The organism is Mesorhizobium kamtschaticum, from assembly GCF_056174585.1.
Map to the genome: position 1 here is coordinate 1,188,021 of NZ_CM149691.1, position 23,215 is coordinate 1,211,235.

Sequence of the window (23,215 nt, forward strand, 5' to 3'; positions counted from 1 at the left end):
GGATGACGAAGGGAGGGTCGTCTCGGCCAACCCCCATCGTTGCGAGGCCGTCATAACCGGCGCGGTGATAACCAAGGTGCCAACATGAAAGAAATCTCCTGCAAGCTGCTTGTCATCGGTGCCGGTCCCGGCGGCTATGTCTGCGCCATCCGTGCCGGCCAGCTCGGCGTCGATACGGTGATCGTCGAAGCCGGCAAACCGGGCGGCACCTGCCTCAATGTCGGCTGCATTCCCTCCAAGGCGCTGATCCATGCGGCGGAGGAGTTCGAGAAGGTCGCGCACATGGCCGGCGGCAAGAGCCCGCTTGGCATTTCGCTCTCGGCACCCGTGCTCGACCTCGGCAAAACCGTCGCCTGGAAGGACGGCATTGTCAGCCGGCTCAACAGCGGCGTCGCTGGCCTGTTGAAGAAGGCCGGCGTGAAGACCGTGCAAGGCTGGGCGACGTTCCGCGACGGCAAGACCGTGGAGGTCGAGACCGAGACGGGAAGCCAGGTGATCCGGGCCGAGACAATCGTCATCGCCACCGGCTCGGCGCCGGTCGAATTGTCGTTCCTGCCCTTTGGCGGGCCAGTGATCTCGTCCACCGATGCGCTGGCTTTAAGTGATGTGCCCAAGAAGCTTGCGGTTGTCGGTGGCGGTTATATCGGGCTGGAACTCGGCATGGCCTTTGCCAAGATGGGCGCCAAGGTGACCGTGGTCGAAGCCCTGCCGCGCGTGCTGGCGCAGTATGATGCGGAGCTGACCCGGCCTGTGGTCAAGCGGCTCGCGGCACTCGGCGTCGAGGTCATGCTCGGCGCCAAGGCCAAGGGGCTGTCGACAAAAGGCGACGCGCTGCTGGTCGAGACAGCGGACGGCAAGAGCGCCAAGGTTTCCGCCGACAAGATCCTGGTGACGGTCGGCCGCAAGCCGGTGACCGAAGGCTGGGGGCTCGACCAGATCGATCTCGATATGGCGGGAAAATTCATCAAGATCGACGATCAGTGCCGCACCTCGATGCGCGGCATCTTTGCCATCGGCGACGTCACCGGCGAGCCGATGCTGGCGCACCGGGCGATGGCGCAAGGCGAAATGGTCGCCGAGATCGTCGCCGGCCACAAGCGCAGCTGGGACAAGCGCTCCATACCCGCCGTCTGCTTCACCGATCCGGAGCTGGTGACCGCCGGCCTGTCGCCGGAAGAGGCGAAGGCCCAGGGTGAGATCAAGATCGGCCTGTTCCCGTTCGCCGCCAATGGGCGGGCGATGACGAAGATGGGCGAGGATGGGTTCGTTCGCGTCGTCGCGCGTGCGGACAACCATCTGGTGCTCGGCATCCAGGCGGTTGGACAGGGTGTGTCGGAACTGTCGGCTTCGTTCGGGCTGGCGCTGGAAATGGGCGCGCGGCTGGAGGACATCGCCGGCACGATCCATGCGCATCCGACGCAGGGCGAGGGATTCCAGGAAGCGGCGCTGAAGGCGCTCGGTCACGCGCTGCATATTTGAGGGCAGGTGATCTCCCCCTCGAGGGCAGGGCTATCGCATATGAGCGATTGCCTGGATGAGATAGTCGTCATTCCAAGCGCATTTTTTGATGCGGTGGCTGATAGGGACTTTGTCGATATCGGCGGCCTGAAGGATATTTCTGGCGATGCGGTTGATTAGCGCGGTGTTGGCTGGGGCGTTGTCCTTGCGGGCACGGCTGAGGTCCTCGTGCAGATGGACGTCGAGCATCCAGTGCAGCCCGTTCTCGATCTGCCAATGCGCTCTGGTGAGATCGATTGCCTGCTGTGGCGACAGCAGCGTTGAGGCCATGAACATGCGCGTCAGCGGTTCGGCCTGATCACGCCGGCTGGTGATGCGGATGAAGGCCTTGTGCCCAGGCATCATTGGTTCAGCCGCCACCACGACCTCTGCCTGCCGCCATTCGCTACGGCCATGGTTGGTCTCGGTCCGCTCAGTGACGGCGGGAGTGGTCTGGGCCAGTTGTTGTTTGGCCCGAGCCAACCAATGCCGGCGGTTTCCCTTGAGCGCGAGCAGATAGTCGCCACCACGCTGAATGATGGCCTGGGCCATGCGCGTGTGGCAACGGAGCGCGTCAGCTGTAACCAATCGGCTAGTAAGATCAATGAGTTCGACGACCTTGAGGGCAGCCTCGACCTCATTGTCTCCCTCGCCGGGCGAGACCGCCGCCAAACACAGCCGCGTCTGGCTGGCAAAGGCTGACACCGTCAGGGGCGGGCTGGCCGCAAGGCCTTTCTCATAGGTCCGCCGCAGCGCCTTGCCATCAAGTGAGACCACACCCTGGCGTGCCTGGGCAAAGCCTGCGGCAAAGGCGGCGAACGCACGTCCGAAGGCCTCCGGATCGAGCAGCCGCAACAGCCGCGAGAAGGTGTCGTGGCTGGGCGCCTCCTCATAGTCGATCAAACGCGACAGCGCCGGCTTGCGTTCTTGCGCGAACAACGAAAACTCCGTCGCGTTGGTCGCGCCACACAGGCTCGCCGCGATCATCATCACGATCAGGTCGCCAAGCCGGTGCGTGGCATTGGCCGCGCGCGGATCAGGGACCGCGCCGAAATAGCTCTCAAGGCTGGAAATGGCAGTCACTCCTTCGATGGACTGCCTTCCCAAAGAATCCCTTCTCAAACCGACTTCAAGTCCAAAATCGCCATATGCGATTCCCCTGCCCTCGAGGGGGAGATGGCCGGCAGGCCAGAGGGGGTCGGTTCGATTGGGCTCGGCCTCCTGCGACAGAAGGAAGTTGGCGCTTCACGTGTGGCGACCCCCTCTGTCGCCTTCGGCGACATCTCCCCCTCGAGGGGGGAGATTAGCCGCTCAGCTCGCCAGCCGGCTTACCATCTCGTGCTGCGCATAGGCGCGGCCGAAGCGGTTGGCGAGGAAGGCGTCGAGCGCTATGTCTTCCTGCTTGACGAAGCCGGTCGCCGGCAGGCTGCCGTCGGCCAGCATGTCGAGCACGGCGCAGATGCCCGACGCGGTGGTGATCTGGATGGCGCTGCGGACCTGGTTGCCGATGCGCTGCGAATAGATCTTGTTGGCGTAGGTTTCCTGCAGCAGGCGGCCGTTGCGGCGGCCGGAGACGGTGACGAAGACGATGACGACATCCTGCAGCGTCGCCGGCAGGGCGCTCTCAAAGATGTCCTTCAGCACGTCGCGGCGGTGGCGCAGGCCGAGATCGTTGAGCAGCGCCTTCATGATTGCGGCGTGGCCGGGATAGCGGATGGTGCGGTAGTTCAGCGTGCGCACCTTGCCCTTGAGCGTCTCGGCGAGCGTGCCCAGCCCACCCGAGGTGTTGAACGCCTCGTAGGTGACGCCGTCGAGCGAGAACTCCTCGCGCTCCTCCAGCGGTGGCACTTCGATCAGCTCGCCCTCGACGATCGCCTCGCAAGGCTCGCAATATTCGTTGATGACGCCGTCGGTGCTCCAGGTCAGGTTGTAGTTCAGCGCATTGGACGGGTATTGCGGCAGCGCGCCGACGCGCATGCGCACGCTTTCCAGCGTGTCGAAGCGGCTGGCGAGATCGTTGGCGACGATCGAGATGAAGCCCGGCGCCAGTCCGCATTGCGGAATGAAGGCACTCTTGCCCGAACGCGCCAGTTCCTTGACGCGCCTGGTCGAGACGACGTCCTCGGTGAGGTCGAGATAATGCACGCCGGCGCTGGCCGCCGCTTCGGCGATGCGCGTGGTGAGGTGGAAGGGGGCGGCGCTGAGCACGGCAAACTTGCCGGCCAAGGCTGCCTCAAGCGTGCCGGGAGCGGCAATGTCGAGTTCGAGCGTCTCGACGCCGGCGGGCACTTCGGCCGCGGCGAGCTGCGCCGCCGAGCGGTCGACGAGGGTGACGTGATAGTCGCCCGTTGCGGCGAGCATCCCGGCGATGGTCGAGCCGATCTTGCCGGCGCCGACGATAACGATGTTGTTCATGGTCAAATACCCCTGCCAATTTTCGAATTGACGGGAATCATCGCAGCTTGCCTGTCGAAAGGAAGCGTGAAATCTGGCAGAGTGAACCCTATCTTTAGGTGATTTGCCGAAAGGATTCGTCGAAATGCTCAGTGAAGCCGAACAGGCGCTGCTTTCCCTGCTGCGTTCCAACGCGCGCGCCTCGACAGCGGAACTGGCACGGCAGCTCGGCGTGTCGCGCACGACGGTGCAGAGCCGGATCGAGCGGCTGGAACAGCGCGGCATCATATCAGGCTACGGCGTCAAGCTGTCCGCGGACTATGAGCAGGGGCTGGTCAAGGCGCATGTGCTGCTCACCGTGACGCCCAAGCTTGCCGACAAGGTTGTGCGGGCGCTGCAGGCGCTGCCGCCTGTACGGACGCTGCACTCCGTCAGCGGCAATTTCGACATGATCGTCATCGTCGACGCGCCGTCGATCCGCGACCTCGACGCGCTGCTCGACCAGATCGGCGCCATGGACGGTGTCGAACGGACCTCGTCATCGATCATCCTGTCGACGCGGATCGACCGCTGAGTGTCGGGGCCGGCTGTGCGGGGCCGGGTCGTCCGTGAACAATTCACCCCTTACTGATTTGTAAGAACCCGGCAAGGCGGCAGTATGATTGACGAGGCAGTGTCACGCCTGAACCGCTGCGGCTAAGACCGTCCAAGCCGAAAGCCTGTCGTGTTCCGAGAGGTGGCTTTGTCCGTACCGCGCAATATTCCCGTCCAGGCTGGTCGGTGGATCTGGATCACGACCGGCATCATGTTGCTGGTCATTGCCTTGCTGCTGATCGTCATGTCCGGAAACGAGCCTATGCCGGACTACGGCTCCCATCTGTTCTGGTTCTGGTAGCGCCCAGATGCAGTACGACGAGACCTGGCGAGATGCCGGGGCTGCCACATGGCCCACATCCAGCGCAGCGCGCTCCTTTCCGGCGTACCCGATCTCTCAGATGGCACTTCTCGTCGTCGTCTTCCTGATCTTCAGGATAGGGCTTGCATCGGTCATCCCACTTTCGATTGACGAAGCCTATGCGGTGGTGGTGTCGCGTAGCCATTCGCTTTCCTATTTCGATCATCCGCCGATTGGCTTCGCGCTTGCCCGGTTCATGGCTGATATTTCCGGCTGCGAATGCCGGCTCGTGGTCAGGCTTCCCTATGTGCTGCTCGGCTCTGCGTCGGCGTTGCTGCTGTTTGCGCTAACCCGATACGCGTATGGCGTCGTTGCCGCATTCTGGGCGGTGGCCTGGTATACGGTCGCCCCGTTCTTTCTTATCTCCGCCGGCCATTTCGTCGTTCCCGACGGGCCGCTTGATTTCTTTCTGCTGGCCGCCGCCTGCCTGGCCGCACCGATGCTTCTCGGCACGGAACCACGCTTTGCCTTTCTGCGCTGGTGCGCGGCCGGCGTGGCGCTCGGGCTGGCGCTGATGTCGAAATATCAAGCCGGTCTGTTCTGCATTTCCGCCCTGCTGGTGCTGCTGTCGACCAAAGCCGGACGAGGCCAGTTGCGGACTGCCGGGCCATGGGTGGCCGGCGCTGTCGCCGCGCTCGGCCTGCTGCCGGTCATTTTATGGAACATGGACCATGGGTGGATTTCCCTGGCATTCCAGTCCGGCCGGGGCACCGCCAATGAGGGCCATCTCCTGCATCCCGGCAACCTCGCCATCACATTGCTTGGTCAGGCGGGCTATCTGTGGCCGACGATCTGGCCGGTCGCCATGGTGTGCCTGTGGCGAGGCGCCTGGAGCGGCACGACAAATGATCGCTTCTTCGTACTGCTCTCGGCGCCTTCCATCATATTCTTCGATCTGATCGCCCTGTTCAGCGCCCACTCCCTGCCGCACTGGTCGATGAGCGGCTTTCTGTTTGCCTTTCCCCTCGTCGGCCAATGGTGCAGCAATTATTCGACGCGTCGGCCAACGCAGCTCCTGGTGTCCTTCGTCGCCGCCGTCGCCGTGGTTTCGCTTCTGGCCACGGGATTTGCGCTGCAGGCGACAACCGGCGCCTTGACCAGGCCCTTTTTCCAGAGGGCGCCGAAGTTCGACGTCAACTGGCAGATTGTCGACTGGTCAGCGCTGACGGACAGCAAGGTCGCCGACGAGATCAGGCGCGCCAACGGATATGTCGTTGCTTCGAACTGGATGCAGGCGGCCAAGCTGTCCTACGAGCTTGGCCCGGATATTCCGATCGAGGTGCTTCCTGGAGACCCGCGCCATTTCCAGTTCATGGACAACAGCCGTCTCGCCAGCCAAACCACCGGCTTTTTCATCGCCGCCATCAATTTCCGCGACGACGAGGCCGCTCAGGAAAAAGCCTATCGCGACAATCTCGCCGGCCTGTTTGTCGTCGACGGCGACGCCCGGCACATGACGCAACGGATCTCCGGATTTCCGGTCTTCGACATGCTGATCCTGCCGGTGACGCGCGTGGGGCAGCCGCAGTCCAAGGCCAATGTCCAGCCTGCACAAGCCGGGGGACAGCAATGAGCCAGGCGGCCTCCTCCCATCACGGCGCCGTGGCGTTGGCAACGGACAGCGCATTTCCCGCCGTCACCGGGCATGGTGGCGCGGAATTGACCATCGTCGTTCCAACGCTGAACGAGCGGGCCAATATCGGCCTGCTGGTGGCCCGGCTGCGGCAATCGCTTGCCAACATCGAATGGGAAGTGGTCTTTGTCGACGATGATTCGAAGGACGGCACGATCCTGGCGGTTCGCGACATTGCCGCCGCCGATCACCGTGTTCGCGGCATCAGGCGCATCGCCCGCCGCGGCCTTGCCGGCGCCTGCCTCGAAGGCATCCTGTCGAGCTCGGCGCCGATCGTAGCCGTGATGGACGGAGACCTGCAGCACGACGAAACACGCCTGTCCGCCATGTTCGCCATCCTGCAACGCGGCGAGGCCGACCTTGTGATTGCCAGCCGTTACCAGACCGACGGCAGTGCAAGTGGCGGATTGACCAGGCTGCGGTCGAGGGTCAGCCGGCTGGCGACGCGCCTTGCGCGCCTGCTTTTGAGAACGCCGGTCGACGATCCGATGAGCGGGTTCTTCATGCTGCGCAGGGAGATCGTCGACGCGGTGGCGCCCCGGTTGTCGCGGCAAGGATTCAAGATCCTGCTCGACATTGTCGCGTCTTCGCCAACCGCCATCAGGATCAAGGAAGTCCCCTACGTGTTTGGCCCACGCCTGCACGGACAGAGCAAGCTCGACTCCCTGGTCGCGCTTGAATATGCCGGTCTGCTGGTCGCGAAAATGTCGGGAGACCTGATCTCGACGCGCTTCCTCGCCTTTGGCCTGGTCGGATCCGCCGGCGTTGTCGTCCATCTCTCGGTCCTGCATGCATTGCTGCCGCACGGGCTGTCGTTTGCCGCCGCCCAGACGGCCGCCATGTTCACGGCGATGGCCTTCAACTACACGCTGAACAACACCTTCACTTATCGCGACCAGCGCCGCCGTGGCTGGCGATTCCTAACCGGCCTGCTGATGTTCGCGGCATTGTGCAGCTTTGGCGTCGTGGCGGGTGTCGGCGTGTCGACGCTTCTCTATAGCGGTCACTCACGCTGGTGGGTCGCCGGCCTTGCCGGCGCGGTCGTCGGCTCGGCGTGGAACTACATCACCAATTCCGCCATCACCTGGCGCCGCCAGTAGCCGAGGCCGACTGCGCATGTTTCAAATCGACGCCGGGATAACCGCCTGGATTAACACATGGGCCGGCCAGGCTCCCATGCTCGATCCGGCGATGATCGGCGTTTCGACCGTCGGCGTGCCGCTGCTGGTGCTGGCGGTCGTGGCGCAGTGGTGGGTGCCGCGTGCCGATCCGGCCATCCGTCATGTCCTGATAGCAGCCGGCCTTTCGTTCCTTATCGGGCTTGGCATCAACCAGCTGATCCTGCTGTTCGTGCAACGGGCCCGCCCCTACGAAGCCCATGTCACACACCTGATCATCGACAGGACCGTCGATTTCTCGTTTCCGTCCGATCATGCGACGGCAAGTTTTGCCATCGCGGCCGCCTTCCTTGTCCACGGCCTGTCCCGGCGCGGGTTTTGCTTCCTCGCGGCCGCGTTGCTGATCGCGTTGTCGCGCGTCTATCTCGGAACCCACTATGTCAGCGACATCCTCGGCGGCGCCGCGACCGGCATTCTGGCCGCCGTCCTGGTTCGCTTTGCGTACCGGGAAGGCACCCGGCTCGATCGTCTGATCACCGGAATACTTTGAAGAGGCCGGACCCACCGACAGCCGTCGAGATCGCTGCCGGCGGGCGTCCGGCCTTATGCGCCTTTCCTGGAATTGCTCCAGGTGGATTCGCTTATTTAGCCGGCTGGATGCTCGATGCCGCCAGCTTGCCGGCCTTGGTCGAATAGGTCACCATCACCTTCTCGCCGACCTTCAGCGTCTCGGCCTCGATGCCTTCCGGCAAGGTGAAGGTCTTGCCGTCCGAAAGCGTGATCGAGTCGCCCTTCTTGTCGATGCTGGCGATTGTGCCGGTGGCCGCTTTGGCGAAAGCACCGGTCGAGGATACGACGGCGAGCACCATTGCGGCTGCGATAGCTGACTTGTTCATGATCTTTTTCCCGTTTCACTTGGTTGTGGAGCCGCTGGCCATTGGCCTGGAGCAGCTCCGGTATCCGGGCCGTTTGGTCGCCGGATCTGTCTCTTTGTTCTGACGCAATTCCTCAGGGAAAGCGCTACGCGCTTTTCCCGGAATTGCCCTAGCGAGAGACAAAACGAGCCTAGGCCGTGGAGTTGTCGATGGGCTGGCCGCAAGTTTACAAATAGGTAATCGACGCCCAGCTCACAAGTCGCGCAGCTGTTCCGCCGCCTGTCCCGCCGATGGCCTGGCGGACCAAACGGCGGCAAACACCGAAGCGGCCACGAAGCCGAGCATGACCGCCAGGTAAAACCAGGGGATCGACAGTGCTTCGGGTGGCGGATCGAAAACGCCGGTCAACAGCTTGACCAGCATCCATGCCGTCAGCAGGCCCGAAAGCAGGCCGAACACCATGCCGCCGACAAGGATCAGCAGACCTTCGCTCCACAGGAAGGCCGTGAGCTGGCGCGGTTTGGCGCCGATCGCGGCGAGAATGGCGAAAGGCCGGCGACGCTCGAGGAACCCCAGGGCCAGCATCAGCCCGGCGGCGGCCGCGGCCATGACGACCGCGAAGCCCAGCTCGATTGTCGTCAATCCGCCGAGATCGACCGCGGTCAGGCTCGAACCGATGAGATGTGCCGCCTGGCCGATATCGGCCACTCTCAGCGAGGGATCGGAAGTGATCACCGACGCAGCCTGCCGCGCCAGCGCTGCAGGCTCCGCTTTGGCCCGCATGAGCACGTATTCCGACACATCGGAGCCGGTCATGCGGGCGATATAGGCCGAATTGGCGACCAGGAAGGAATCCTTCGGTGCGGTCGGAAATTCGCGGGTGACGCCGATGAACTTGAAGGCCACGGGATGATACTGGTGATCCCTGGCATCGATGAGCCGCAAATTGATCGTGTCGCCCTGCTGGAGCTGGAAATCCTGTACGGTCTCTTCCGACACCAGGACACCGTCCGGCGTCGCGGCGAGCAGGGCGAGCGTGCCAGCCGCGCTGGCGCCGCTGAAATAGGCATCGGAAAGGCTGGTTGCGCGCCCGATGCGGCCGGGATCGATGCCATAGAGATCCTGCAGGTCCGCGCCGACATAGGCAAACCGATGCTGCATCGGCTCGGCCGCCGCAGCGTCGGGCAGCGAGGCGAGAGCCGCAAGGTGGGCCCCGGCCGGTCTGTCCGCCGTGCCGAAGACGGTGACATCGGAGCCGTTCGTCAGCTCGGCGTCGATGCGCGCCTGGGCATTGTAGGTGGTGTTGAAGATGGCGGTCGACGTGGCGAAGGAGATGGCGAGCGCGGTCATCGCAATGCCGATCGTCAGCCGCCCCGATTGCCGCGACAGGGCGGCCGATACGATGGGCGCCAGTGCTCCCGATACCGGGGCAATGATCATGCGCAGGAGCGCGCCATTGCCGGCGATGACCGCGGCCGACAACCTGATCGTCAGCAATGCCATGCCGAGCCAGAACAGAGCCGGCGCGATGAATGCCTTGTAGTCCACCGATGTCGCCGCGACGCCTTCGGGCGCCAGCACGATCTGGTATCCGGTGCTCGCCGACTGCCAGAACAACAATCCCGCCGCCGCGAGCAGCAGTATGTCTAGCCACAGGCGCTGCCAGAGCGGCGCCTGTGGCCGGCTCACGGTGCGCCGCGCCGCGGTCACGGTCGCCCAGCGCGCGTCCCGCCAGGCCGGGTAGAGGAAGGCGATGAACCCGACCAGCAGCCCGAACACGGCGACAAGAAGCAGTGTCGGCCCGTCAATGCCAAGTGCCGCGTTGAGGCCCGGGGCGACGAAGGCAAGCAGTGATGCCGCGGCCATGCCGATCGCGGTGCCTCCGATGGCGGCGACGGCGGCTTCCGTGGCGGACAAAAGGAGAATGTCCTTCATCGTCGCGCCGCGGACACGAAGCAGCGCCTGCTCCGTGCGCCGGCGCGCCGCGCCGGACGCGGTGACGGCAAAGGTGAGCGCAACCGCCAGGGCGACGCCGGGCAGCCCAAGAAACAGGAACAGGACGGAGGCGTAGAGCGCATCCTCGCGAACCGCCCCAAGGCGCGCGCCGAGATTGTCGGCCACTAGGGCCTGACCGGCAACCCGCGCCTCGAGATTGTGCTGGGCGGTGGTGACGAAAGTATAGGCTGTGACGGGATCCGGCGGCAGCGCCTCACGGGCAAGCCGCACATGCAATTGCAGCCGGGTGGTGTCGGGGCGCGCCTTCTGCTGCGGATCGAACACTTGCCGCCAGGTCTCCTGCGGCAGGATGAGGACATTGTCGGGCGGCGCCTGCGGCGCGGCCTGGGGCGGCAGGCCGACAGCCTGGAACAGGGCGTCGGCGTCCGGGAGGTCGACCACGCCGGCAATCCTGACCTCCGCCGGCGGCAGGCCCACCCGCTGGATCGAGACAGCATCGCCGGGACCGACATGGAGGTTGGCGGCTGTCTGCTGGGCAATCAGCGCGCCGTCGAGGGTGCCGGAAAGCAAGCGGATTTCCGCCGGGAAATCGCTGGAATAGCGGCTGTCGAACGCAACCGCCTGGCCAGGCCCCGTGGTCTGGGTCGTGCCTCCGGTCAGGGCCTCGAAACCGGCGACATCCGCATAGCGGACCTGATGCACGGCCTTGACCGGAGCAGCTTCCGTCAGCGCCTTGCCGACGAGGTCCGGATCGGCACCGGAAATCACTTGCACCTGCCAGTCGATTGGAACCGCCGACACGGCGCGGGTGGTCATCGATGCCCCGGCGTTGGCGAGGAAGAGCGCCATCGCCGCGAGCAGAGCGACCGTCAGCGCGATGCCGGCGGCGGCACCGGCCACGCGCAGGAAACGGCGGGCGAGCACACCACGAATCCACAGCAGGACCATCATGCCGCGGCCGCCCCTGGCCGGCGGCCGGTGACAAGCCGGCCGTGATCCATCGTCCAGCGCGTCGCCATGCGGTTGGCCACGGCTTCGTCATGTGTGGCAACGACCAGGGCGATGTCGGTGCCGTCCAGACGGTCGAGCACGATGTCGAAGAACCGCAGCGCCGTTCGGCTGTCCAGCTGGCCGGTCGGCTCATCGGCAAGCACAAGTTTCGGACCCATGGCCAGAGCGCGCGCCATGGCAATACGCTGGGCCTGGCCGCCGGACAGTTCCTCCGGCAGCTTGTCGCCGAGTTCGCCGAGACCGAACGATTGCAGAAGCGATGCCCCGATGTCGTTGGCGCCGACATTCTCGCCGGCCAGCAGCATGGGCAGGCCGACATTCTGGACAGCGGTGAGGGCGGGAAACAGGCTGGGCGACTGGAATACGAAGCCGATCTGGCGCGGCCTCAGGGTTTCGAATGCGCCGAGTCCGGGCCATTCGACGCTACCGGCCGTCGGCCGGTCGAGGCCGCCGAGAATATGCAGCAGTGTCGTCTTGCCGCTGCCCGAAGGTCCGACGAGCGCGATGCGCGCGCCCGACGCGATCTCGCAGTCGACATCGCGCAGCACGTCGATCCGACCGGCGTTGCCGTCCCGGAAGTCCCGCCCGAGGCCTTTTGCGACGACGAGCGTTTCAGCCACGGTCGATCCTCCCATCCTTCAGCGTGATGATGCGATCGGCCTTCCGCGCCAGTGCCTTGCTGTGGGTGGCCAGCAGCGTTGCCAGTCCGGCGTCGCGCCGCGCCTCGAAATGAGCGATCAGCCGGGATTCGGTCTCGCTATCGACTTCCGCGGTCGGCTCGTCGGCAATCAGGATCGGCGGGTCGGCGGCCAACGCCACGGCAAGGCCTGCGCGTGCGGTCTCGCCGCCGGACAGCTCGGTCGGAAAAGCGCGCGCGCGATGCGAAAGCCCGACACTTTCCAGCAGGCTGGCCATTCGCCGGTCGTCCGGCTTGTTCGCCAGCAGCATCTGCAATCGAAGGTTCTGTTCGACGCTCAGGTGACCGAACAGGTTTCCCGACTGCAGCAGAATGCCGAAGCTGGCGGCGCGAACGCGCGTGCGATGCGCCTCCGGACGCCGGGTCAGCCGGACGCCGCCCACCTCGACATAGCCGCCATCCGGCTCATCGAGGCCGGTCACGCAGGCCAGCAAGGTGGATTTGCCGCTGCCGGAGGGCCCGACCAGCGCGACGATCTCGCCGGCGGCGACATGGAAACTGATGCCTCGCAAGGCGGCCGTCTCGTCGTCGCCAATATGGAAAAAGCGATAGAGTTCATGCGCGTTCAACGCGTGCATCTCATTTCCACCGGAACGAGCTGGACATCAACTGCCACTGGTCGACATTGTCGGCGCCCTTGGGCGCATAGAGTTCGAGCGCGACGAGCTTGCCGTCCTTGAAATAGAGGTAGCGTTCGTTTTCGAGGCGAACCTGCCGGTTGGTTACCGCGTTCGGCTCGGAGTTCGAGGTGTAGACGATGCGGATCGCGGTGCCGGCCGGCAGCTTGACCTGCTTGACGGCGCTTACCTGGACAGCGCGACCGGATGCCTCGAGCTTAGGGACATAGTCCGCCTTGGTGCTGTCGACGGTGGGCGCGGCGTCCGCCTTGGAAACCGAGACCACGACGCCGTCCAGCTTGTCGACGAAGCTGGCGCCGTCGGCACGGTCCGACCGTGCCCAGCCCTCCGGCACCTTCAGCGCGAACCCTTGCGGCGAGGTATAGTCGATGAAGACCTGCGAATCGGGAATGTCGCCCGGTGGGTTCTTTTCCGGTTGAACTGGCTTCTCGGCGGCCAAAGCCGGCAGGCTGCCCAACATCGGGACCAGCACGATTGTCGTGCCGAGACATGCCGCGAAGGCGAGAATTGGCACGACGCCGATGGTTTTGCGAAAGTGGGTTTTCATGGTCCGCGACCTTTCGATGGAGGGTGAGGTCCATTCAGTATGCCGCTGCAAGCTTACGGGCGCGTCGCCAGCCTCATACCCTTTTGTAAGCTATTGGCGCTTCGGTAAGTTTTCCGGCGCCAGCTCTCGGCCCTATGACGCCGCCGATCTCACCAGCGGAAAGCTCACCACCACGGCAAGGCCAGGCTGACAATCGTCAAGGGCGATGGATGCGCCATGCAAATCGGCAATCGCCCGCACCAGGCTGAGGCCAAGGCCGTTGCCCGGCGTCGAGCGGCTATGGTCCAGCCGGTAGAGCCGCTGAAACACTTTTTCGCGCTCGTCGGCGGCAATGCCGGGGCCGTTGTCGGCGACCGTGGCAAGGACACGCTCGCCCTGGCGCGTCACCGACAGTTTGATGGTCGTGCCGGGCGGGCAATGGCGCAGCGCATTCTCGACCAGATTGGCGAACATCTGCGTCAACAATTCCCGATCGCCATGAATCGGGTCTGCCGTTTCACGCAGTTGCGTCGACGCCAACGACTTTCCGTCATCCTCGGCAACGTCGGTGTAGATCTCGGCTATGATTTCCAGCACCTCGCCCAGATCGAGATCGGTGAAGCGCGCCTTGCGGGCTCCGGCCTCGATCTGGGCGATCCGCAACAGCGCATCGAAGGTCTCGTTGATCTGATGGCCCTCCGCGCGCGCATCGGCGAGATCATCGGAGACGTCCTGTTCCCGCGCGGCCCTGTCGGCGGCGCCCTCCAGGATCATCTGCAGCCGGTTGAGCGGTGTCTTCAGATCATGCGCGATGTTGGCGCTGACCTGTTTCATGCCGTCGACCAGGCCCGCCAGGCGGTCGAGCGCCGCATTGATCTGGCTGGAGACGATGTCGATGTCGTCGCCAGTGCCGGTCAGCGGAATGCGGGTATCGAGTCGGCCATGCGAGACATCGACCATGGTGGCGGCAATGCCGTCGAGACGGCTCTGGACGCGTGCAGCGAGCAGGGCTCCACCGGCGACCGCCAGCCCGGTGATGATCAGGGTTGCCCACCCGAAGCTCATCATCGCCACCGTTTCCAGCTCTTCCGTCTCGGAAAGGCTGAAAGCAACCGTCAGATTGTTGCCGCCGATCGCGCCGGAATAGGCGCGGTATTCGGTATCCGGCGGCACGCCGGGCAACACCGTGTCGAACACCGAGAATCCGTCGGGAAGCCCCGTCGCGGTGAAGTTGCCGGCCAGACGGTTTCCAGCCGCGTCGGTCAGCGAAAACAGCTGTTCCTTCTTGGAGCTGAGCTTTGCGTGGCTTTCGATCGTGGCGACCAGGTCCTCCATATCGCTCTGGGTGTAGGTCGCAGCCACGACCGAATAGGTCTCCTTGATGTTCTCGTCGAGCCGCTCGGCGAGATCGGCGCTCATCATCTGGTAGACGATGGCGCCCGACAGGACGAAGGCCAGCATGAACAGGAAGCCGAATGTCAGCGCGAGCCGGAACGGCGTGCTGCGCAGCAGGCGAGACCAGGTTCCGGTCATGGTGCGAGCGGTGCGTGCAGGCTGTAGCCGGTGTTGCGGACGGTGTGGATGAGCTGGGTTTCGAAAGGCTTGTCGATCTTGGCCCGCAGCCGGCTGATATGGGTCTCGACGACGCTGGTCTTGGGGTCGAAATGGAAATCCCAAACCCGCTCCAGAAGCATGGTGCGGGTGATGACGCGGCCCTCGCCACGCATCAGCACCTCGAGCAGGCTGAATTCGCGCGGCTGCAGGTCGATCGGCTGGCCCTGGCGGGTGACGCGCCGCATGATGAGGTCCATTTCGAGGTCGCCGACCCGCAGAACCGTCTTCTGCTCCTGCGCCGCCGGCCGCCGACCGAGCGCATGGATGCGGGCAAGCAGTTCGGAAAAGGCGAACGGCTTGACCAGATAGTCGTCGCCGCCGGCCTCCAGTCCCTCGACGCGATCGTCGACGCCGCCGACCGAGGTGAGGAAGATCGCCGGTGTGCGCACGCCCGCCGCGCGGATCGCCTTGACCATCGACAGGCCGTCGAGACCCGGCAGCATCCGGTCGGCGATGATCACGTCGTAATTGTCCCGGGTGGCGGCGAAAAGCGCGTCATGACCGTTGCGCAGGAGATCGCAGACATGGCCGGCCTCGGTCAGCCCCTTGACGATATAGTCCGCTGTCCTTTGGTCGTCCTCGACAAGAAGAAGTCGCATCGCTGTTCCGGTTGATTGCCGATATCGGGGACAGGCTATCACCGGTACGGGTCCGTTCCTAGGATGGTCACATGGCTGACAAGCTCAGCTGCGCTTGCCAGGGATCAGTCCGACTCCAGCAGGATCTCGTCGGCATCGTCGGCGGTTCTCTTCAGCGTCATGTAGAGAACCAGCGCAGCGATGCAGCCGAGGAAGATCAGGCTGGTGAAGGTGGTGCCGAAACCGAGGCCGCCATATTCGACCGGCTGCGACAGAAGATCACCGAAGGAGGCGCCAAGCGGGCGCGTCAGGATATAGGCGAGCCAGAAGGCCAGGATGGCGTCCAGATTGACGAGATAATAGGCGAGCGCGATGAGCGCGATGACACCGCCGAACATGAGGCCTGACGTCAGATATCCCATGTCGAAGCTCTCCGCGACGAGATCGCCGGCGGCGGTGCCGAGCGAGAAGGTGAACAGGATCGCCAGCCAGTAGAAGATCTCGCGCCTCGTCGTGAAGATGGTGTGGATCGACAGGGTTCTTTCGCTGGCGTACCAGACCGCGAATGTCGCCGCGAGCGCTACCGAGAAGGCGATCGTCGTGGTCTGCAGGCGCACGCCGAAAGTGTCGACGAGATTGTCGGTGATCAGCGTGCCGACGACGCTGATCAGCACCACCGCCAGCCAGTAGGCCCAGGGCACATAGCGCTTCTGCGCGAACTGCAGGACAAGGGCGAGGATCAGCACGCCGGTCATGATCAGCGAGGTGACGGTCAGCCCGAGCCCGAGGTTGACGGCGAGATAGTCGGCCGCCGTCTCGCCCATGGTGACCGCCATCAGCTTGATCAGCCAGAAATCGACGGTGACATCCGGAACCCTGTTCTGGCTCGGTCCGGCAGACTGCTTGTTGGTCGGGAGCATGGCTGAAGTCCTGAGGTTGATGGTTGCGGTGGGATGAAAGCGCATCGCGAGGGATTCGTGCGATCCGCCCCTATTTCATGCATGTCATGTCTCAATCGCTGAACACCCTCGGATGAGGCCCGAGGGTGCTTTGGATGGCATGGATTTACTTGCCCATGACTTTCATGGCCTGGGCGAAGAAGTCGTCGGCGCGCTTGTCGTCATCCGCGTTGCAGCGCTCGATGCCCTTGGTCTCCAGTTCCGAGACCTTGTTCTTGTCGGCGTCGTTGAGCTTGGCTGCCGCTTCAGCGGCACGAAGGGCCTTCAAACTTTCCTCACAAGGCGCGGGGGCCGCGTAAGCGGTGGAAATCGCGGCCGAGATAGCGAGGGTGCCCACTGCGACGGCAAGTGAAAATCTTCTCATGAAACCATTCCCTATCTGATGCCGGTGGCCCGGCTGCCGTAATTGAAGCCGCCCCCTAATTCGCGGGCCGGCATCTGAACGATAAGGAAGCGACTTCACTGCAGCCTGTCCCGAGGCATACAAATTCGTAAGGATGGCCGTGGTTGGCGCAAAAGGCCTTTACGAACGCCGCGCGTTGCGCTGATAGAAAGCGGCCGCCTTGTATCCGCCATCAATGGCGTGCCCCAGTGCCGAAACCCGCAAGCCCCATGGAAACACGAATGACCTACGCTTCGCTCAAGCCGGTTTCAGAGGCCTTCGTGCAGCGCAAGCGGCTGATCTTCGTGCGGGTGGCGGCGGTGCTGGCGGTGTTGCTCTTGTTCCTCACCAAGCCGGCGCTCGCCGAGGGCTCGAACGGTCACGAAACGCTCGAATTCTTCGGCTTCTGCCTGGTGCTTGCCTGCGTCGCCGGCCGGCTCTGGAGCATCCTCTATGTCGGCGGCAAGAAGAACGAGGAGCTGGTTTCGACGGGGCCGTTCTCGATGAGCCAGAACCCGCTCTATTTCTTTTCGACGGTCGGCGCGGTCGGTATCGGCCTGCTCTACGGCTCGGCTTTCGCCGCCTTGGCGCTCGGCCTCGCCAGCTTCTTCATCTTCCGCGTCACGGCGCGCAAGGAAGCCGAATATCTGCTGAGCAAGTTCGGCCCGGCCTATCTTGCCTACATCAAGAGAACGCCACGGTTCTGGCCGAACCCGCTGCTCTACCGCGACAATGATGAGCTGCAGTTCTCGACGCGGGCGCTGAAGCGCACCTTCTTCGACGGGCTCTATTTCCTCGCCATTTTCCCGGCCATCGAGCTGGTCGAATATTTCCGCGAAACCGGCATGCTGTTCCCGGCCTTCGTCACGCTCTACTGATCATTTAGGCCTGCTGCCGTTAAATCATGACGTTGCCGGAAGCCCGGCCGGTATTGGTTTGAACGGAGATGACCCCATGCCAGCTTCGCTGCTGACCGGCAGGGCCAGTGTGACCGTCTTCACAGGCGAAAATGCATCCGCCTGGGCGGACCTGATGGCGGCGGTGCCGGCCGAAGTTGGCGATCGCCTGGCCGCCTTGCAAAAAAACGCCGGCGTCACCGGCGTGGCGCAATACCGCGACGGCGGCGCCGAGGCGATCTTGATCGGTCAGCGCCGGCCGGCGGCCGCGATGCTGCGCATCGCCTTGTTCTGGTCGGCCGCCAGCTTCATCGCGACTGACGGCCCGCGCCTGCTCGAGGCACTGGAGAAGGAGGCGCTTGCGCAAGACGTGCTCTGCCTGCGCGCCGGCGAGGATACGGTGCCGCGCATCGGCGGCCAGTGGGAGCGCCGCGACGGTTTTCTGCAACGCTGGATCGGCATCGAGCCGACCCGCCGGCAGGAGCGGCTACCGCCGTCCTGGCCGCAGACGGCGGGCTTCACCTGCGGGCCGTCGGCGCTGGCCATGGCGATGGCCGGGATCGACCCGGCCTTGCGGCCGGACCGGGCGCTGGAGATCGAACTCTGGCGCGAAGCCACCACCATCATCGGCCCGAGCGGGCCGGGTGGCTGCGATCCCTACGGCCTGGCGCTGGCGGCACACCGGCGCGGGCTGCGGGCCGAAGTGTTCATGAGCAGCGCGGAACCGATCTTCCTCGACCGCGCCGCTTCGGAGGAAAGGCGCGGCCTGATGAGTTTCGTGCAGGCCGGTTTCAAGCGCCGGATCGAAGCCGCGCCAGTGCCGCTCGAGCCCCGCGCCTTCGCCGTCGAAGAGCTTGGCCAGGCGCTCGATCGCGGCTTCTCGGCGCTGGTGCTGATCGATCAGGCGCCGATGATGGGCTACACCTGCCCGCACTGGGTGCTCGTCCATGGCCATGGCGGCGGGGTCTATTTCCTCAACGACCCCTGGATCGAGCCCGACCGTTTCGAACAGAAGATGGACGTTGTCGACCTGCCGGTGATGGTAGCGGAGCTCGACCGGATGGCCTGGTACGGCAATCCGGCCTACAGGGCGGCGGTGCTGGTCGGGCCGGGCGCGTCGCGGACGGGCTAGGCTCCCAGCGGATACGGCATGTAGCCGACGAAGCCGGCGATCTTCCAGCTGCCTTCGACCTTCCCGCAGAAATACAGCGTCTGCCATTTCAGCCGGTCGACGCTGCCATCCGCCTTGGCGATGGAGCCGTCGAACTTCTTGTGCAGCACGGCGCGGTCGCCGTCGACATCGATGTCGCGCAGATTGGTGACGCGAAAAATCGCCTCGCGCAGCGGCTCGGCGAATTTGGTCGCGGCCGTCTCCCTGGCCTGGCGCAGCCACTCGTCGCGATAGATCTCCAGCCGTGGGAACTGCAGCCGCCAGGCATCGGCGTTGGCGAGAAAATGCGCATGCATGCCGAAGAAGCTTTCGGCGACGAAATCGTTCTCGACCATCGACCAGTCCTGGCCGATGAAGGCGTCGATGTCGCGGCGCACCAGCATCTCCCAAAGCGCGTGACGGTCGGCGTCACCGGAAGGAAACGGGTTCTTGTCGAAGGTCATTCTCAGTTTCTCCGCTCTCGCATAGGATATGTCCGTCGCGGCCTGGAAGCCGTTCGGCAGGCGCGCACGATGCAAGCGCTCTTGTAATAAAGCAACACGGATTTCGAAGAATGTTGCTTTCCAACAAGAGCCCTATCGGGACCGCCCCGATCGCGGTAAATCTGCGCCGAAGCGGGCCTGGTGCCCTGCCCGTGTGATCAGAGGAGGCATGCCTTGCCCAAGCAGACTTTTGGAACATCCCATGTGCCGCTGTCGCCCGCCGTGCGGGCCGGCGACTTCGTCTATGTCTCTGGCCAGGTTCCGGTCGGCAGCGACGGCATCGTGGTCAAGGGCGGCATCACGGAACAGACCGAGCAGGTGCTTGCCAATGTGAAGGCGGCACTGGCGCTCGCCGGCTGCACCCTGGACGATGTGGTGAAGACCACGGTGTGGCTGGAGGACGCACGCGATTTCGGCGGCTTCAACGCCGTCTATGCCAGGCACTTTCCGAAGAACCCGCCGGCTCGCACCACGGTCGAATCGCGGCTGATGATCGACATCAAGATCGAGGTCGAGGCCGTCGCGTACAGGCCGGTCTGAGAGTCTCTGAGAAGGCAAAGCACGAACCGGAGGTTCCCCAAAAATGCAATTCGACCTCCTGCTGAAGGGTGGACGGCTGATCGATCCGGCGTCCGGGCTTGATGCGCCGCGCGATGTCGCCATCGCCAATGGCCGGATTGCCGCGATCGACGCCGATATTCCGGCGGATCGCGCCGCCAAAATTGTCGACGCGACGGGCTGCATCGTCGCGCCCGGCCTCGTCGATCTGCACAGCCACGTCTATTGGGGTGGCACCTCGCTCGGCGTCGATGCCGACCGGCTGGCGGCCAAGAGCGGCACCACCACCTTCATCGATGCGGGCAGTGCGGGAGCCGGCAATTTCCTCGGCTTCCGCCGCCATGTCATGGAGCGCTCGAAGGTGCGCATCCTGGCCTATGTCAACATTTCCTTTGCCGGCATTTTCGGCTTCTCGCAGACGGTGTCGGTCGGCGAGTGCAGCGATCTCCGGCTCTGCGAGCCGCGCGAGGTGGTCGCAGCAGTGCGCGAACACGCCGATGTCGTCGTCGGCGTGAAAGTCCGCTCCGGCAAGCATGCCGGCGGCACCAGCGGCATCGCGCCGGTCGATCTGGCGCTGGAAGCCGCCGACAAAGCCGGCCTGCCGCTGATGGCGCATATTGACGAGCCGCCGCCCGGCCGCTCCGAAGTGCTGCCGCGCCTGCGCAAGGGCGATATCCTCACCCATTGCTTCCGGCCGTTTCCCAACGCGCCGGTCTTTGCCTCCGGCGCGGTGCGGCCCGACATGCGGTTGGCGCGCGAACGCGGCGTCATCTTCGATCTCGGCCATGGCATGGGGTCGTTCGATTTCGAAGTCGCCCGCGCCATGCTCGCCGAAGGGCTGGCACCCGACGTGATCTCGAGCGACGTGCATCTCTACTGCGTCGACGGGCCTGCCTTCGACATTCTGGTCTGCATGTCGAAGCTGATGGCGCTCGGCATGCCGCTGGTCGAGGTCTTGCGCGCCGCGACGCAAGCGCCGGCGCAGGCGATCGCCAGGCCTGACCTCGGCACGCTGGCGGTCGGCACGGTCGGCGATGTCGCGGTGCTCCGGCAGCGGTCAGGCCGTTTCACCTTCGTCGACGCGGTGGGCGCTTCGCTGGTTGCTGATCAGCGGCTGGTGTCGGAGGGCATTGTCATCGGCGGCACCTGGTGGCCGAACGAGGCGCCCGACCACGACGAGACGGAGCGCTTCGAGGCGCAGGCGGCGCATACACATGTCGAGGTGGCGGCTCGGCATTTCGGACATCGGCACGATTAGCTGATCTCCCCCCTCGTGGGGGAGATGGCCGGCAGGCCAGAGGGGGTCGGTCCGACCGGATGGGACCTCCTTGCGGCCGATGAAGGTTAGCACTCAGTCGCACCGACCCCCTCTGTCGCCTTTGGCGACATCTCCCCCTCGAGGGGGAGATCTACCGCCCCGAATTGCTCGGCTTCCCATAAACCGGCGTCTCGATACCTTCCATCCGTGCCTTGATCTGCAGCGCCACGTATTTCGAATAAAACCGCGACAGCGCCAGGTTGCCGCCATGGAACCACAGCGCTTCCTGCGCCGTCGGTTTCCACATGTTGCGCAGCTCGCCTTGCCAGGGGCCGGGGTCGCCCTTGACGCCGGAGCCGAGACCCCAGCAGGGACCGACCTTGTCGGCGACCTCGCGCGAGACGAGTGCCGCGACATTCTCGTTCATAGACTGGTAGCCGGTGCAGGCGATGATGGCGTCGGCTTCGAGCTCGGTGCCGTCCTCGAACAGGATGCCGTTCGGCGTCAGCGACTTGATGGCGACGCCGCTGCGGATGCCGATCTTGCCGTCGATGATCAGGTCCGAGGCGCCGACATCGATGTAATAGCCGGAACCGGTGCGGTAGGCCTTCATCAGCAGGCCGGTCTCGTCGTCGCCGAAATCGATGGCGAAGCCAGAGGCGCTGAGCCGTTCGTAGAAGGCGGCGTCGCGGGCCCGGATGACGTCGTAAAGCGCGCGTTGACCCTTGGGCACCAGGGCGAAGGGCGTCGACGCGACGATCATGTCGGCCTTTTCGGTGGTGATGCCGCGCGCCAGGGCGCTTTCCGAGAAGATCTCGAAGCCGACCTCCATCAGCGTGTCCGACTTGACCACGGTCGTCGGCGAGCGCTGGATCATGGTGATTTCGGCGCCGCTTTCCCAGAGGTCGACACAGACGTCATGGCCGGAGCTCGCCGCGCCGATGACTGCGACGCGTCTGCCACGGAATTTGTCGCCGCTGGCATACTGACTGGAATGCAGCAGCTCGCCCTTGAACGCACCGGCGCCGGCCAGGTCGATCTTTCGCGGCGGGCCATAGGCACCGGTGGCGAAGACGATGTGCTTCGGCTTCAGCGTGATGTGCCGGCCAACGCGGTCGATCACCACGGTCCACTCTTTCTCGGCTTCGTCATAGGAAGCGCTGAGGCACTTGGTGGCGACCCAGTAATTGAGCTCCATGACGCGCGTGTACATTTCCAGCCAGTCGCCCATCTTGTCCTTGGGCGTGAAGACAGGCCAGTTTTCCGGAAACGGAATGTAGGGCAGATGGTCGTACCAGACCGGGTCGTGCAGCACGAGCGTGCGGTAGCGATTGCGCCAGGAATCGCCCGGCCTCGCGTTCTTTTCGATGACGATGGTCGGCACGCCGAGTTGCCTGAGCCGCGCGCCCAGCATGATGCCGCCCTGGCCGCCGCCGATGACCAGGCAATAGGGTTGCTCCGAGGCGCCGAGTTCGCGCGTTTCGCGCGCCCGCGCTTCCGACCAGGTCTCGCGCTCGGGGTCGGCCTTGTGGCGCACGCCGAGCGGCCGTTCCGCGCCCTTACGCTCCTCGAACCCCTTGAGGTCGGTCATCGCCGTGAACAGAGTGCGGCAGCGGCCGTCGCGCAGACGCATGATGCCTTGGCCGGAGGCCACCGCGGTCTCGAATGTGAACCAGGCTTCGATCGTGCCTTCGTCCGCGGTCGCTTCGCCGGTGAGCTGCCAAGCCGTTGGCTTGGTCGTGGGGAGCGTTGTGTTGAGCATGGCGGCGATGGCCTCGCGGCCTTCCATCGTCGTGACGTTCCAGGTGAAGGTCAGAAGATCGCGCCAGTAGCAATCGTCGACGAAGAGGTTGGTCGCAGCTTCCATGTCGCCGGCTTCTAGCGCGCGCGCGAATGACCCAAGCCATGCGGCTGCCTGTTTCGATGGTGCCATATCGAGCATTCTTTCCCTCTTTCTTCAGGTTGGCGTCGCGCGGTCCTTCCTTCTCCCCTTGTGGGAGAAGGTGGCCTCGCGAAG

23 protein-coding genes are annotated in these 23,215 nt (G+C 64.5%); 10 read left to right on the forward strand and 13 right to left on the reverse strand.

Annotated features, from left to right (window positions below):
- Positions 1-84: 84 nt before the first annotated feature.
- The gene (gene lpdA, locus AC0V7N_RS05705) at positions 85-1,479 is read left to right on the forward strand and encodes a dihydrolipoyl dehydrogenase (RefSeq protein WP_475455504.1); all 1,395 of its coding nucleotides are present in this window, start codon (positions 85-87) and stop codon (positions 1,477-1,479) included.
- A gap of 30 nt (positions 1,480-1,509) precedes the next feature.
- On the opposite strand, the gene AC0V7N_RS05710 is transcribed toward lpdA, so the two are convergent.
- Together AC0V7N_RS05710 and AC0V7N_RS05715 are read right to left on the reverse strand one after the other, a co-directional pair.
- Entirely contained in the window at positions 1,510-2,580 is a 1,071-nt protein-coding gene (locus AC0V7N_RS05710) for an ISAs1 family transposase (RefSeq protein ID WP_496627753.1), read from the reverse strand.
- Between the two features lie 228 nt (positions 2,581-2,808).
- Complete coding sequence (locus AC0V7N_RS05715; RefSeq protein ID WP_475455508.1) at positions 2,809-3,912, reverse strand: saccharopine dehydrogenase family protein; 1,104 nt, start codon at positions 3,910-3,912, stop codon at positions 2,809-2,811.
- A 124-nt stretch (positions 3,913-4,036) separates the two neighbouring features.
- Between AC0V7N_RS05715 and AC0V7N_RS05720 the strand changes: the two genes are divergently transcribed.
- From AC0V7N_RS05720 to AC0V7N_RS05740, 5 genes are all read left to right on the forward strand, one after another.
- Complete coding sequence (locus tag AC0V7N_RS05720) at positions 4,037-4,465, forward strand: Lrp/AsnC family transcriptional regulator (protein WP_183464419.1); 429 nt, start codon at positions 4,037-4,039, stop codon at positions 4,463-4,465.
- 168 nt (positions 4,466-4,633) lie between these two features.
- Positions 4,634-4,786, forward strand: a complete 153-nt coding sequence (locus AC0V7N_RS05725; protein WP_475455510.1) for a hypothetical protein — start codon at positions 4,634-4,636, stop codon at positions 4,784-4,786.
- A 100-nt stretch (positions 4,787-4,886) separates the two neighbouring features.
- A complete protein-coding gene (locus AC0V7N_RS05730; protein WP_475455512.1) occupies positions 4,887-6,419 on the forward strand; it encodes an ArnT family glycosyltransferase in 1,533 nt (510 codons plus the stop codon).
- Positions 6,416-7,579 carry a glycosyltransferase gene (locus tag AC0V7N_RS05735; RefSeq protein ID WP_475455514.1) on the forward strand — a complete coding sequence of 388 codons (1,164 nt, stop codon included), beginning with the start codon at positions 6,416-6,418 and terminating at the stop codon, positions 7,577-7,579. Before AC0V7N_RS05730 ends, AC0V7N_RS05735 begins: the two co-directional genes overlap by 4 nt.
- 16 nt (positions 7,580-7,595) lie before the next feature.
- Positions 7,596-8,147 (forward strand): phosphatase PAP2 family protein, encoded by a 552-nt coding sequence (locus AC0V7N_RS05740; RefSeq protein WP_475455516.1) that lies wholly within the window; start codon positions 7,596-7,598, stop codon positions 8,145-8,147.
- Between the two features lie 91 nt (positions 8,148-8,238).
- Here the strand turns inward: AC0V7N_RS05740 and AC0V7N_RS05745 are convergent, their stop codons facing one another.
- The 9 genes from AC0V7N_RS05745 to AC0V7N_RS05785 form a co-directional block, all read right to left on the reverse strand.
- Positions 8,239-8,493, reverse strand: coding sequence for a DUF1344 domain-containing protein (locus AC0V7N_RS05745; protein WP_095202603.1), 255 nt, complete (start codon positions 8,491-8,493; stop codon positions 8,239-8,241).
- A gap of 231 nt (positions 8,494-8,724) precedes the next feature.
- The gene (locus AC0V7N_RS05750; RefSeq protein WP_475455519.1) at positions 8,725-11,379 is read right to left on the reverse strand and encodes an ABC transporter permease; all 2,655 of its coding nucleotides are present in this window, start codon (positions 11,377-11,379) and stop codon (positions 8,725-8,727) included.
- Positions 11,376-12,059, reverse strand: coding sequence for an ABC transporter ATP-binding protein (locus tag AC0V7N_RS05755; RefSeq protein ID WP_475455521.1), 684 nt, complete (start codon positions 12,057-12,059; stop codon positions 11,376-11,378). The genes AC0V7N_RS05750 and AC0V7N_RS05755 overlap by 4 nt, the downstream gene beginning before the upstream one ends.
- Positions 12,052-12,714 (reverse strand): ABC transporter ATP-binding protein, encoded by a 663-nt coding sequence (locus AC0V7N_RS05760; RefSeq protein ID WP_475455523.1) that lies wholly within the window; start codon positions 12,712-12,714, stop codon positions 12,052-12,054. The genes AC0V7N_RS05755 and AC0V7N_RS05760 overlap by 8 nt, the downstream gene beginning before the upstream one ends.
- Position 12,715: 1 nt before the next feature.
- On the reverse strand, positions 12,716-13,321 hold the full coding sequence (locus tag AC0V7N_RS05765) for a hypothetical protein (RefSeq protein ID WP_475455525.1): 606 nt from the start codon (positions 13,319-13,321) through the stop codon (positions 12,716-12,718).
- Positions 13,322-13,453: 132 nt separating this feature from the next.
- Positions 13,454-14,833 carry a sensor histidine kinase gene (locus AC0V7N_RS05770; RefSeq protein WP_475455527.1) on the reverse strand — a complete coding sequence of 460 codons (1,380 nt, stop codon included), beginning with the start codon at positions 14,831-14,833 and terminating at the stop codon, positions 13,454-13,456.
- Entirely contained in the window at positions 14,830-15,513 is a 684-nt protein-coding gene (locus AC0V7N_RS05775; protein ID WP_475455529.1) for a winged helix-turn-helix domain-containing protein, read from the reverse strand. Before AC0V7N_RS05775 ends, AC0V7N_RS05770 begins: the two co-directional genes overlap by 4 nt.
- A 104-nt stretch (positions 15,514-15,617) precedes the next feature.
- A complete protein-coding gene (locus tag AC0V7N_RS05780) occupies positions 15,618-16,412 on the reverse strand; it encodes a COG4705 family protein (RefSeq protein WP_475455531.1) in 795 nt (264 codons plus the stop codon).
- Positions 16,413-16,557: 145 nt separating this feature from the next.
- A complete protein-coding gene (locus AC0V7N_RS05785; RefSeq protein WP_475455533.1) occupies positions 16,558-16,815 on the reverse strand; it encodes a hypothetical protein in 258 nt (85 codons plus the stop codon).
- A gap of 260 nt (positions 16,816-17,075) precedes the next feature.
- Between AC0V7N_RS05785 and AC0V7N_RS05790 the strand changes: the two genes are divergently transcribed.
- Together AC0V7N_RS05790 and AC0V7N_RS05795 are read left to right on the forward strand one after the other, a co-directional pair.
- Positions 17,076-17,711, forward strand: coding sequence for a methyltransferase family protein (locus AC0V7N_RS05790; RefSeq protein WP_475455534.1), 636 nt, complete (start codon positions 17,076-17,078; stop codon positions 17,709-17,711).
- 76 nt (positions 17,712-17,787) lie between these two features.
- Positions 17,788-18,861 carry a peptidase C39 family protein gene (locus AC0V7N_RS05795; protein ID WP_475455536.1) on the forward strand — a complete coding sequence of 358 codons (1,074 nt, stop codon included), beginning with the start codon at positions 17,788-17,790 and terminating at the stop codon, positions 18,859-18,861.
- Here the strand turns inward: AC0V7N_RS05795 and AC0V7N_RS05800 are convergent.
- Positions 18,858-19,343, reverse strand: coding sequence for a hypothetical protein (locus AC0V7N_RS05800; RefSeq protein ID WP_475455538.1), 486 nt, complete (start codon positions 19,341-19,343; stop codon positions 18,858-18,860). The two genes, AC0V7N_RS05795 and AC0V7N_RS05800, sit on opposite strands and share 4 nt — an antisense overlap.
- Before the next feature lie 213 nt (positions 19,344-19,556).
- Here AC0V7N_RS05800 and AC0V7N_RS05805 point away from each other — a divergent pair, with 213 nt between their 5' ends.
- Both AC0V7N_RS05805 and AC0V7N_RS05810 read left to right on the forward strand, forming a co-directional pair.
- Entirely contained in the window at positions 19,557-19,922 is a 366-nt protein-coding gene (locus tag AC0V7N_RS05805) for a RidA family protein (protein ID WP_475455540.1), read from the forward strand.
- A gap of 43 nt (positions 19,923-19,965) precedes the next feature.
- A complete protein-coding gene (locus tag AC0V7N_RS05810) occupies positions 19,966-21,198 on the forward strand; it encodes an amidohydrolase/deacetylase family metallohydrolase (RefSeq protein WP_475455542.1) in 1,233 nt (410 codons plus the stop codon).
- Positions 21,199-21,349: 151 nt separating this feature from the next.
- On the opposite strand, the gene AC0V7N_RS05815 is transcribed toward AC0V7N_RS05810, so the two are convergent.
- Complete coding sequence (locus AC0V7N_RS05815; protein WP_475455544.1) at positions 21,350-23,140, reverse strand: NAD(P)-binding domain-containing protein; 1,791 nt, start codon at positions 23,138-23,140, stop codon at positions 21,350-21,352.
- Positions 23,141-23,215: the final 75 nt, after the last annotated feature.